The sequence below is a fragment of the Bacteroidales bacterium genome, from assembly GCA_035342335.1.
Classification (GTDB): Bacteria; Bacteroidota; Bacteroidia; order Bacteroidales; family JAGONC01; genus JAGONC01.
The window spans coordinates 23,822-36,153 of record DAOQWY010000029.1 but is presented as its reverse complement, the minus strand read 5'-3'; the positions used below and the strand labels follow the sequence as shown (position 1 = coordinate 36,153).

Below are 12,332 nucleotides of genomic sequence, written 5' to 3'. Positions count from 1 at the left end.
ATGGGTGGCCTACTTTACTCCGAAATGAGTGGCAGGGTTTAGTCCGAAATAGTCAATTATTATAACAAGGTTCAGAAAAGAAAACTTTTAGCATCCAAACTTGAAATGGAATCAAAACTTGTTAAAGAAGATTCCATGAAGGTTCTTCACGAATTTGAGACGATCGATTATGAAAGCCAAGCAATTTGAAATCTGGTTAGCCGATCTTAATCCAACCATCGGAACAGAAACGGGGAAAGTCAGACCTGTTATAATCATTCAAACTGATCTTTTAAACAAACACCATCCTTCATCTATTATTTGCCCAATAACTACTAATATTCGCAAGGAAAGTGAAATTTTACGGGTACACTTAAAAAACGGATGTTTTGGGCTCGAAGATCCTTGTGATATTATGATTGATCAGGTTCGTGCGATTGATAAGAATAGACTGATAAAAAAAGTCAGTAATATCCCATCCGATTTGGTTAATAAAGTAAAAAGTAATCTGAAAATAATGTTTGATATTGAATGAACCACGCCCCATAACATGCCGCTGTGCCCCATGCAATATATAAAATGACCGCTTGCGCGATCTCTTTGTCCAACGCACCGGGTATAGCGGCAGCACGTTATGCGGCATTGTGAAAGAACAACAATTATGAGGAAGAATACTTTTATTTTGTAAATTTGATGAATGGAAAATGAAAAAATTGACTTAGAACTTATAGCAAATCATTGGATTTTGAGGTCAGATTCTGACTTTGATACAATGAATAATTTAATAAAATCAAAGGATTTCCATTGGGCTTTATTCATTGGACATCTTGTAATTGAGAGATTACTTAAAGCGATTGTTGTAAGAAAGACAGGTACGCATGCTCCATTGACACATGACTTAAGGAGACTCGCAAAGCTTTCAGGCCTGGCTTTTGAAGATGAACATAAAAGGTGGCTTGATACAGTATCAACTTTTAATATTAATGCAAGGTACGATGACTACAAACAAGACTTTTATAAAAAATGCACACCTGATTATTCAATAACATGGTTTACAAATATTAAGATACTTAGAGAATGGATCAAAACGAAGCTATAAATATCGCGAAAAGATATATTGATTCAATTAGTAACAAATTTCAAATTGAAAGCGCAATACTTTTTGGATCGTTTGCAAAAGGTACTAATCACCCTGACAGTGATATTGATATTGCAATTGTGTTTAAGACTGTGGATGATATTATTGATTTGCAAATTCAATTGATGCAGCTTCGCAGTGATGACGACTTATTAATAGAACCTCATCCATTCAAAATTTCTGATTTTCATATTTCAAATCCTGTTGTTGCCGAAATTAAGAAAAATGGAATTGATATACTTAACCACGCAGCATAACAGCTCCTGTGCCCAATAGCCTATGAAAGAGCAACTTGAAACAGTGTACCCCGCAGAACATTGTGCTCGTTAACAGTGACGAAGCCCGCAATTCGGCTACCGGGCATAGCGGTACAACGTTAACACCCATTTCGAAATTATTAATTTTTTTATCAACCGAATGGATTTGACTTTTTTGTACTGATATTTGTACAAGAAAGGATTAATAAGATGTTAACAACCACCATTTCCGAATTCCGTAAAGACATTAAACGGTATCTTGATACTGTGACCCGAAATTTTGAGACTTTAATTATCAATCGCGGGAAAGACACAGGCGTAGTGATTATGTCATTGGATGAGTATAATTCGCTTAAGGCAACGTATCATGAATTATCGTCCAAAATCAACGAGCAGCGTTTGGATTCAGCAATTGAAAAATTGAAAAAGGGATCATCGTTTCAAAAAGATCTGATTGAGCCATGAAATATGTTTTCGTTGATGAATCCTGGGAGGATTATATTTACTGGCAAAAAACCGATAAAAAAATTCTTGACAGAATTAATTCTTTAGTGAAGGATATTTCCCGGAATCCTTATACCGGCCTTGGAAAACCAGAGCCTTTAAAATTTAAGTATCAAGGATTTTGGTCCAAAAAAATTAATGAAGAGCACCGGTTGATATATAGGGTTGGCGATGATGAGATACAAATTGCCAAATGCAGGTTTCATTACGACTAACTTATAGGCAAAACGGGTGGTAACGATCGCGCAGCGCCCAGCCCGGGAGCAACAATTGTCAATTGTCAATTTGGTATGGCCAATTTTAAATAGGATATACCATCAAAAATCAGCAATTGACAGCTGACAATCGACAATTTTACCGGCCTGTGCCGAGGGCGCTGCGCTAGAGAGTTAGGGCGTATAACATTGATTATAGAATACATTCACTTCTGAAATTAATTTTCAGCTAACTAACAGCTAAGATATGGACGAAAAAATTCTTTGGAGTATTGGTTTTGTGCTGTTTGTGATCATATTATGTATTGTCAAACCTAATATTGGTCGCATTTTTCTTGGCATCTTCTACCTGATAATGGCCATCGGGATAAATATCGTTAATGCGATTACCGATCCACAATCTACGGTTCAAATGGGAGAAGCGTCACTTATAGGATTCTACAGAATACTATTTTCAGAAGTTGTATCAAAGGTTCCTGTTCTATTTATTCTGGCAATAGCATTATTTCAGATTACGATGGGGTTATTGATACTTAACAAGCATAAATATGTCAAATATGGACTGGTAGGCACGTCAATCTTTTTAATTCTTATCACCCCGTTTGGTCATATTCAGATACCTTGGTTAGGAATTGCTGCAATACAGTTGTATTTGTTGACAAAAGATTTCGATAAAACCTTTATTGAAATCGTAGGTTCGGTATTTCGTCGGGATAAACACAAATAATTACGCGCTATCATAAGTATGTCTTCGCAATATTATGAATGATCCATTTTGAACCATGACTGAAAAAACTGATAATTTGTTATCCATCCCCGGGATCGGTAAAAGCATTGCCCGGGACCTGCATATTCTTGGCATTCATCGCGTTCAGGATTTAATAGGCCAGGATCCGGAAGCATTGTACCATGATCTGTGTGCCGAGTATAAAAAAAGGATTGATCCCTGCGTATTGTACACATTCCGGTGTGCAGTATATTATGCTGAGAACGATAAGCACGATCCGGAATTACTGAAATGGTGGAACTGGAAAAGCCAAACCAAATAAAACAGCACATCGCTTGACGGATGAATGACTTCCAAGGCATCTGTATTGGAAGATTGACTGATATAAAGATTAACTTTGCAGCCTTGTTACTTCAGCTGTCTCAATGTCCCATCAAAGCGAATCTATAAAATCCATTCTGTTTGCCCTGCTGGCGAACCTGGGAATTGCCATCACCAAGACGGTGGCTGCGGTCATAACCGGTTCGGGAGCCATGCTGGCCGAAGCGATCCACTCTTATGCCGATTGCGGCAACCAGGGCCTGCTGTTCTGGGGACTGAAAGCTTCCAAAAAAAGACCGGATCCAGACCATCCCCTGGGATACGGAAAAGAGATCTACTTCTGGTCGTTCATCGTGGCCCTGATCCTGTTCAGCATGGGGGGGCTGTTTTCCATATACGAAGGTGTCCATAAACTCCACGTTCACGAGGGATTGAAAAATCCCATCATCGCCATCGTGGTCCTGGCCGTTAGCATGGTTTTCGAGGCTGCATCGCTTTATGGCTGCGTGACGCAAATCAATAAAATAAGAGGGAAGGTCCCGGTCTGGAAATGGATCAAGACCAGTCGCCAGAGCGAACTGGTTGTCGTTTTCGGAGAGGACAATGCAGCCCTGCTGGGCCTGGCGTTCGCCCTGGTCTCTGTCCTGCTGGCGATGGTCACCGGCAATCCGGTCTTTGACGCTGTTGGAAGCATCGGAATCGGCGCCTTGCTGATTATCATCTCATTTTTCCTGGCCGTCAAAGTTAAAAGTTTACTGATCGGGCAAAGTACGGGTGAGGAAACCCGCATAGAAATCGAAAACGTGCTGGCAGTCCGGCCTGAAATCGAGGAGATCCTCAACCTGATCACCATCCAGCTGGGCCCTCAGATCATGGTCGCAGTAAAAGCGAAAATGAAAGACGTGGGTTCCACCGGGGAGCTGATCCGCAACATCAACGCGTGTGAGTCGGCTTTGAAAAAAGAAAATGCTGCCATTCAATGGGTATTTTTTGAGCCCGACTTTGAACAATGAAAGGGAGGCTCTATTGCCTGTGAAACATAATACGTACGAAGCGTCAACAACCCAAAAATTAAAAATCACTGAATATGAACATGTTTTGTAATCAATGTCAGGAAACGGCCCATAACACAGGCTGCACCATTAACGGACTGTGCGGTAAAAAAGCTGATACTGCCAATATGCAGGACTTACTGGTGTATGCATGCCAGGGACTTGCTTTCGCCACGATCGAAGCCCGTAAAAAAGGGATCTCAACCAATGCGGAGAGCAAACATATCACCAATTGTCTTTTCACCACCATCACCAATGCCAATTTCGATGACAGGGCCATCCTGCAGGCGATCAGGAATTGCATTGGATTTCGTGATCAGCTGAAGAAAAAGGTGACCGTCAGCGGAGATCATGATTCCATACACTGGTATGCCGTCAGCGACGATGAATTCTACAAAAAAGCCGGAACGGTCGGTATCCTGACTTATGATACCGATGAAGATGTTCGTGCCTTAAAACAATACGCCCTGTACGGCCTTAAAGGAATGGCTGCCTATGTGGAGCACGCTTTCAACCTGGGATTTGAGCAGGATGACCTGTACGATTTCATGGAGCAGACCCTGGTGATGATCACCCGGCCCATGGATTTAAACAGCATGCTGGAATGGATTCTGCGCACGGGTGAGCACGGCGTAAAAGCCATGGCCCTGCTGGATAAGGCAAATACCTCTACCTATGGGAATCCCGAGATAACGAAGGTCAGCATCGGGGTGGGCAAAAATCCCGGGATCCTGGTCAGCGGCCACGACCTGAAAGACCTTGAGCAGCTGCTGATCCAGACGGAAGGTAAAGGCATTGACATCTATACACATTCCGAGATGCTGCCTTCGCACGCATACCCGTCCCTGAAAAAATACAGAAACCTGGCTGGGAATTACGGAAATGCATGGCACCGTCAGCTGGAAGAATTTGAAACCTTCAACGGCCCCATTCTTTTTACGACCAACTGCCTGGTTCCGCCCCGGAAAGCCACTACTTACAATGACCGTGTTTTCACGACCGGGGCCACAGGCATGCCGGAATGGAAACGTATTGATAAAAGACTTCCCAACGGCCACAAAGATTTTTCGGAGATCATCGAACTCGCAAAAAAATGCCCACCCCCGACCGAAATTGAAAAAGGTGAAATCACCATCGGATTTGCGCACGAGCAGGTTTTAGCCCTTGCCGGTAAGATCCTCGAAGCCATCCATTCAGGAGCGATCAAAAGGCTGGTGGTCATGTCAGGCTGCGATGCACGTCAGAAAACACGTGAATACTATACCGAATTTGCAAGACAACTTCCCGCTGATACGGTCATTCTGACTTCCGGCTGCGCAAAGTACCGTTACAACAAACTCGACCTGGGGACCATCAATGGCATTCCAAGAGTGCTGGATGCCGGTCAGTGCAATGATTCATACTCGTGGGCCTTTGTGGCCCTCAAATTAAAGGAGGTGCTGAACCTGGATGACATCAACCAGCTGCCCATCGTTTTCAACATTGCCTGGTACGAGCAGAAAGCCATCATCGTCCATCTTGCCCTGCTTTACCTGGGCATTAAAAATACGCACATCGGGCCCACACTGCCGGGCTTCCTGACGCCCAAACTGTTGAAAATCATTCAGGAAAAATTTGGAGTGCAGACGATCAAAAACGTTAAGGAGGACCTGGAACTTTTTAAATTGAATTAACGATTCCCTGAAAATAAAAAATTCCCATTCCGATGAAAAAACATCTGTCATCTGCCGACTTCCTTGTCATTGCAATTACATTCAGTCTCTTCCTCGTTGCATTATTTGTGAAAGGCTTCACGCACAACCTGCTGCTGGAGGCCGGGGTCCTGCTCGTATCCATAAAAATCATCATGATGAACTACAAAAACAAGGTGGCCATCAATTCTTTGCTGAATGAGCTGAAGGATATCAAAGGGATCCTCAGGGAAGTTAAAGACAGGAAGGACTCCTGAAGTGTGCTGGATCATACATACAGATTTATGACAATTACTCCGGATATGCCTGTCAGGTCGCAGAATCAGGTGATCAATTCTTTATGATGAAATGAACTTTCGCCAGCTGATCAAAAAATTATTTCCTTTCACAAAGCCGTATACGAACATCATCGTCTACACCCTGTTGCTGACGTTTATCGGCTCCTTTGCAGCACAGGTCAATGCGTTCATCATAAAATACACGGTTGACTCCATCAGCGACCTGATGGTGGCACAACAGCCCCTTCGTGAGGGATTCTATCTGCTGACCGTGATCAGCATCATTCTGATCTCCAAGGAAGTTGTTTACTCCCTGGTGAAGTTCGGGCAGAAGTTCTTCGGGGAAAAACTCAGGATCCTCATCAGCCGGGACCTTTCGCAAACCATTGTCGAAAAGGTCCTCACCTACCGCATGGCTTTCTATACCTCACCACAGAATGAAAGCGGCAAGCTCCAGACACGCATTGACCTTGGGGTCACCAGCCTGACCCGGCTGGTGCAGAACTTCTTCATTGACATCTTACCGCTGTTCACCACAGCCATCGTTGCCCTGGTGGTGATGTTCAGTGCCAACTTCTATGTGGGGCTGGTCGGGCTGATGATGATACCCATTTATTTTTATGTCAGCCAGTTACAGGCTAAGAAACTAAGCGGTTTCCGGAGAAGAATGCGCACCTACCGCGAAACCAGGAGCAACCTGATCATCAACCTGATCGAATCCATCAATGTCATCAAATCCTTTGTCAGGGAACCCATTGAGGCCGACAGAAACCGGAAGATCCAGTACGATATGACTGAGAACCAGATGGCCACCCGCAAAACCGGATTCCTGTTCGACAGCATTAAAAGCCTTCTGGAGCAGATCGGTGTGGTGGCCGTCATCATCCTGACTGCCTATTTTGTTTTGAACAGCCAGATGACGATCGGTGCCATCATGTTCCATATCATGCTGTTCAACAATGTTTCGGCTCCCATCCGGCAATTGCACCGCATCTACGATGAAGTAAGCGATGCAATGGTCTATTCGGAAGGATTTTTCGACATCCTGGAGTCGGATCACGAGACGGAACGAACGGGTACCTATAAGCCCTCATCCATCAACGGCCTGCTGGAAATCAAAAACGTCAGTTTTACGTATCCAAATGGTACACAAGCACTTAAAGATATCAATTTTTCAATCAAACCCAACCAGATCTCGGCCTTGGTCGGGCTGAGTGGTGCGGGTAAAAGTACCGTCATCAACCTGCTGGACAAATTCTACGAGCCATCGGAAGGAAATATCTATCTGGATGGGGTTGACCTGCAGGATTACGATACGGAGTTCCTGAGAACCCATATCGGACTTGTCCTGCAAAAGAATCATATCTTTAAGGGAACGATCACGGAAAATATCCTTTACGGCAATCCCTCCGCCTCCGAAGCGGAGGTTATTGAAGCGGCCAAAAAAGCGTCCATACACGACCAGATCATGGAGTTGCCAAAAGGATACGCTTCCGAAGCACATTTGCTTTCGGGCGGTCAGCAACAACGTATTGCCATTGCCAGGCTGTTTCTCAAGGATCCCCCCATCATTTTTCTGGATGAACCTACGGCCAACCTGGATGCCATAGCTGCCGAGCAGATCAAGATCAGCCTGGATGCCATCAAGAAGGACCGTACCGTTATCATCATTTCTCACAGCCTCCCCCAAATCATTGACGCAACCCATATTGTCGTTCTGGAAAAGGGAAAAGTCGTGGAAGACGGCGACCACGATGACCTCTATGATCTGAAGGGTGTCTATTTCTCCATTTTCAATGCGATGGCCAACAGCATGAATTTCAAAAAAATTAAAGATTCACTGGAATATTAATCCCAGGCAGCGGATCGACCAGCATTTGCAATCAGGAAAGATCAGTCCTTCTTCGGGGCGTTTTCAGGAATGCCCCCCGACAATGATGCGCATGATCTTGAGGTTGAGCACGATGAACCGCCAGGCCTGCCACAGCAAATTTTTTCGCCAGAAACGGGTTGATCTGGTGGGTACCGGCGGATAAGACTCATCATGATATGCTCTTACGACATTTTTCGACATAGTTTTCAGTAATCATCCGGTTAAATCCAAACATTTTTATTCAGGCAAGAGCCACCAGAAAGGATAGCCTTTTGCCTTGTGAAGGAACATATAATGCAGGAACAGCTTGATCCAGTGGCCGGCCAGACCCATTTCACCAACGGTATAACTGATATCCCTGCCCCACTGGGGGTATTTTTGCCAGTCAGGAACGATAGGGAAAACGGTCATGGTGGCTGCATTTCCTTTGATCATCCCAAATCCCGCTGAAACAATGCAGGCTGCACCCATTCTGCCCATGGAAGCCCTATGCTTGAATTCAGTACGTCCTGATTTGATCCAGTCAACGATATTCTGTGCCACGATTTTCCCGATGACACCCGAGGGCATGCCTGTCCTTGGAGGTGCAGGCGTTATCAGGGTGCCGCTCGGACTCTTCAATGGCTTGGATATCTGATGCGGAGGAGCAAAAGCAATACCCGTTGCAAAGATATTCGCAAAGGAAGGGGTTTGATAGGTTGATGGCCAGTCGTCAACCGACCAGTCTTCAAAATCCTTTGGTGAATAATCGGCATCCACTTTCATGAAACCATTGGAGGCAAAAAGCTGCGCGGTAATGTCCATACCCGCTTTATCGTATGCTTTCAGGCCAACGCCCGAAAAAACAGGAAGCAACATCGCAAAATCAAAGGAAATGGTCTTCATTTCCCCTTGAAGGGTTTCATAATGCACGATCCCTTCTTCAACCTTCAGAACCCCGGCCCTTTTGATCCAGTGAATGCCATATTCAACAAACAGAGATTCACAAAAAACCTTGGTTGGTGTAATATACCCTCCCCGTTTGATGAATGCACCGCACATTCCAAAGTCGCCAAGTTCATATTCGTTTGAAATCCAATTGATTTCAGCACGATCCTGCAACCCTCTCTTCCTGATCTGATAAACCACATTCAGTGCATATTCAAAGGCAGCTCCCTGGCAGGTTGCTGCCGGATGCCCTGTACCGATCAAAAAGCGAAGTTTTTCACCCCTCTCCATTCGCGCAAAACATGCTTTCAACGCTTCCCAGGTGGAAGCTGCGTGATCACAAGAACAGACAGAATGGCTGAACTTACCCGGACCAAGACCTTCTGTAGCCTCAAAGTCCAATTTGGGACCCGTAGCATTTACGAGATAATCGTATCCAATGTTTTCGGTCTTACCCCGATTCTCCTCACCGGTATACGCGATGGTGACAAAGGGGCGATCATGCCCGTTGCCACCTTCCGGGAAAATCGTGGTGGCTTTCGCCTGTCTGAAATCTATTCCCCACCGGTTATATACTTTTTTCAAGTTAAACCGAACCTGGTCCACTGTCATCTCTCCGACACCCACCCATATATTGGAGGGAATCCATTGATAATAAGCCGAAGGGCTCACCACAATGACCTGGTGCTTCCTGCCCAGCTTTTTTTTAAGAACGGCAGCGGCGGTGTGACCCGAAATACCCGCTCCCAGCACCACGACAGTTGCCATAATGAGTGTGTTAAATGATTGAAATCAGACCAGGCTCTACCTGGTGATATAAGGACAACCTGTTATGGGGCCCTACTGATTTCACTGGACAAAACTAAGAATTATTGAAAAATCCGAACCCACTGATCATTATTTTTGGTCCCATTGACATCTCCTTCATTTGAAAGCATCATTTGATAAGGACTTACCGTTTTTCTTGGCCTGGCAAATTCACAGGAGCTGAATCACTTGTATGAACCCCAAAGCAAGCCATGGACCTTAATTCCGGGGCAAGCCCCGGGGAATTTTCCCCTTTACCCCTCCCCCGTCCCCTCCCCTGCTGGCAGGATAGGGGCGCAGAGGTGGGGTACATTAAAAAAGAATATAAAAAGTGGTCGAAAATATTGAAATAAGTTGTATATTTCAGAATCAATCCTGCAAGCCTCAACTATCTTAAAATCGATCAAAATGAAGAGTGTATTTTTACTTATAGCTTTCTATCTTGGCCTTGTTCTTATGGCAAATGGCCAATGGATACCCACTTCAGGGCCCTATGGCGGAGATGTCAGGACCCTGGTATGTAACTCACAGGACCATTTGTTCGCCGGTACGAAAAACGGAGGCATCTTCCGTTCGACAGACCATGGTGAACACTGGGAGCAGATCAACAACGGCCTGACGAACACCGACGTGTGGGCGCTGGCCGCTGACCAGAACGACCGCCTGTTCGCAGCAACCCTGGGCGGAGGAGTGTTCCGGTCAACGGACGACGGCGAGAACTGGACCCTGCAGGATAACGGGTTGACGATCCCCTGGGTGATCTCGCTGGCCGTCAACTCGTCAGGGCACATCTTTGCAGGTACCGCCGGATTCGAAGAGGGAGGCGTGTTTCGGTCGACGGATAACGGGGACACCTGGACCCTGCTGACCAACGGCTTGACGCATCCCTACATTCCGGCCCTTGCCGTCAATCCCGGTGATACACTCTTTGCAGGGACCTACGGGGGCGTTTTCCGGTCAATTGACAACGGAGACACCTGGACGCACATGAGCAACGGGATGCCCATACCCGAAGTCCTGTCTCTGTGCATCAATGACAAAGGACATATCTTTGCAGGAATGGATTTCGGAGAAGGCGTGTACCGGTCGGTCAACAACGGGGAAAGCTGGACACCGGTCAACAACGGATTCAATAGCACCAACGGGGTGAACGCCATCATCATCAACGCATCCGGGAATGTGTTTGCCGGAACCTATGGCGACGGTGTGTTCCGGTCCGTCGACGACGGGGATTCATGGACACCGGCCATCAACGGACTATCCTCCATGTTCATCATTTCGTTTACGATCAATTCAGCAGGTCAGATCTTTGCCGGTGCGTACCTGGGTGGCGGTCTTTTCCGCTCGTCAGATAACGGGGATAGCTGGGTCAAAACGATCAACGGCATCTCCGCAACCGAGGTGAAGGCGCTGGCTGCCCGTTCCGACGGCCAGATCTTTGCCGGCACCTATGGAACCGGGATCTACCGCACGGCGGACATGGGTGACAGCTGGATCCAGATTAACAACGGATTGACAGGTAAATACGTCACCTCCCTGGCGTTCAATTCAAACCTGCACATCTTTGCCTCCACGGATTGGATCAACGGTGAAGGAGGTGTCTTCAGGTCGACCGATAACGGGGAGACCTGGGAGGAAATTTTCAACGGGATAACGCCTTTTGATACCCGTTCGCTGGCGATCAGCGACTTTGATTGGATCTTTGCCGGGACGTATGGAGATGGTGTTTTCCGCTCAACAGACAATGGTGATACATGGACTCAGGTCAATAACGGGCTCACCTGTACCCAGGTATGGAGCCTGGCCTGCCATTCGAATGGGGATATTTTCGTCGGAACGGCAGGCTGCGGAACCGGCGTTTACCGTTCGACGGATCACGGCGATAGCTGGACCCTGGTGAACAACGGCCTGACAACCACTGATATCACAGCTTTGGCGATCAATCCCCACTCTGGAACCCTCTATGCGGGGACATTTCCTGTGTGGGGTGAAGGCGGCGGAGTCTTTCGTTCGAATAACCATGGCGACAGTTGGTTGGAGATGAACAGCGGGCTGACCAATCTGGAGATCTCATCGCTGATCATCGATCAGTCTCCTTATGGCAATCCGTATGCCGCTACTTCGAACGGCATCTTTGAATCCTCATATTGGAGTGATACGTGGACACCGATCACTGACAACCTGACCACAACACATATTCTGTCTCTGATGACCCTACAGGATTATCTATTCACCGGAACAGCAGGCGGAGGTGTATGGAAACGGGATATATCCGTCGGGATCCCGAAAGCGAAGGATCAAGGCGCCATGACGATTTACCCTAATCCGTGCAACGATCAGATCACCGTGCAATGCCCCGTAAATAGCGAACGAAATGAAATATACCTGGATATTCTAAGCATCAATGGAAAGCAGCTGCAACGAGTTCTTTTAAAAGAAAAAGAAACAATCCTTGACCTTTCAGGCCTCGTGCCAGGCATCTATATCCTAAAATACATTTCATCAGATAATATTACATTGCAACGAATCATAAAACAATAACAATGAATGACGCGAGGTGCGA

14 protein-coding genes are annotated in these 12,332 nt (G+C 46.1%); 12 read left to right on the top strand and 2 right to left on the bottom strand.

The window, feature by feature from the left end; all coding sequences use genetic code 11:
• The first annotated feature begins 169 nt into the window (after positions 1–169).
• The 11 genes from PKI34_11995 (at position 170) to PKI34_11945 (ending at position 8,014) form a co-directional block, all read left to right on the top strand.
• Positions 170–514 (top strand): type II toxin-antitoxin system PemK/MazF family toxin, encoded by a 345-nt coding sequence (locus PKI34_11995; GenBank protein HNS18530.1) that lies wholly within the window; start codon positions 170–172, stop codon positions 512–514.
• A 162-nt stretch (positions 515–676) separates the two neighbouring features.
• The gene (locus tag PKI34_11990; GenBank protein HNS18529.1) at positions 677–1,078 is read left to right on the top strand and encodes a HEPN domain-containing protein; all 402 of its coding nucleotides are present in this window, start codon (positions 677–679) and stop codon (positions 1,076–1,078) included.
• Positions 1,057–1,374, top strand: coding sequence for a nucleotidyltransferase domain-containing protein (locus PKI34_11985; protein HNS18528.1), 318 nt, complete (start codon positions 1,057–1,059; stop codon positions 1,372–1,374). Before PKI34_11990 ends, PKI34_11985 begins: the two co-directional genes overlap by 22 nt.
• A gap of 210 nt (positions 1,375–1,584) precedes the next feature.
• Complete coding sequence (locus tag PKI34_11980; GenBank protein HNS18527.1) at positions 1,585–1,839, top strand: type II toxin-antitoxin system Phd/YefM family antitoxin; 255 nt, start codon at positions 1,585–1,587, stop codon at positions 1,837–1,839.
• A complete protein-coding gene (locus PKI34_11975) occupies positions 1,836–2,093 on the top strand; it encodes a Txe/YoeB family addiction module toxin (protein ID HNS18526.1) in 258 nt (85 codons plus the stop codon). Before PKI34_11980 ends, PKI34_11975 begins: the two co-directional genes overlap by 4 nt.
• Positions 2,094–2,340: 247 nt before the next feature.
• Positions 2,341–2,820, top strand: coding sequence for a hypothetical protein (locus PKI34_11970; protein HNS18525.1), 480 nt, complete (start codon positions 2,341–2,343; stop codon positions 2,818–2,820).
• Between the two features lie 55 nt (positions 2,821–2,875).
• Entirely contained in the window at positions 2,876–3,142 is a 267-nt protein-coding gene (locus tag PKI34_11965) for a helix-hairpin-helix domain-containing protein (protein ID HNS18524.1), read from the top strand.
• A 103-nt stretch (positions 3,143–3,245) separates the two neighbouring features.
• Positions 3,246–4,154, top strand: coding sequence for a cation diffusion facilitator family transporter (locus PKI34_11960; protein HNS18523.1), 909 nt, complete (start codon positions 3,246–3,248; stop codon positions 4,152–4,154).
• Between the two features lie 80 nt (positions 4,155–4,234).
• On the top strand, positions 4,235–5,866 hold the full coding sequence (gene hcp, locus PKI34_11955) for a hydroxylamine reductase (protein HNS18522.1): 1,632 nt from the start codon (positions 4,235–4,237) through the stop codon (positions 5,864–5,866).
• A gap of 32 nt (positions 5,867–5,898) precedes the next feature.
• Positions 5,899–6,141: a hypothetical protein gene (locus tag PKI34_11950; GenBank protein ID HNS18521.1), complete on the top strand. Its 243-nt coding sequence runs from the start codon at positions 5,899–5,901 to the stop codon at positions 6,139–6,141.
• Positions 6,142–6,232: 91 nt separating this feature from the next.
• The gene (locus PKI34_11945; GenBank protein HNS18520.1) at positions 6,233–8,014 is read left to right on the top strand and encodes an ABC transporter ATP-binding protein; all 1,782 of its coding nucleotides are present in this window, start codon (positions 6,233–6,235) and stop codon (positions 8,012–8,014) included.
• 63 nt (positions 8,015–8,077) lie between these two features.
• Here the strand turns inward: PKI34_11945 and PKI34_11940 are convergent, their stop codons facing one another.
• Together PKI34_11940 and PKI34_11935 are read right to left on the bottom strand one after the other, a co-directional pair.
• Positions 8,078–8,236 (bottom strand): hypothetical protein, encoded by a 159-nt coding sequence (locus PKI34_11940; GenBank protein HNS18519.1) that lies wholly within the window; start codon positions 8,234–8,236, stop codon positions 8,078–8,080.
• Positions 8,237–8,272: 36 nt separating this feature from the next.
• Entirely contained in the window at positions 8,273–9,730 is a 1,458-nt protein-coding gene (locus PKI34_11935; protein HNS18518.1) for an FAD-dependent oxidoreductase, read from the bottom strand.
• Between the two features lie 447 nt (positions 9,731–10,177).
• Here PKI34_11935 and PKI34_11930 point away from each other — a divergent pair, with 447 nt between their 5' ends.
• A complete protein-coding gene (locus tag PKI34_11930; protein HNS18517.1) occupies positions 10,178–12,310 on the top strand; it encodes a T9SS type A sorting domain-containing protein in 2,133 nt (710 codons plus the stop codon).
• Positions 12,311–12,332 lie beyond the last annotated feature (22 nt).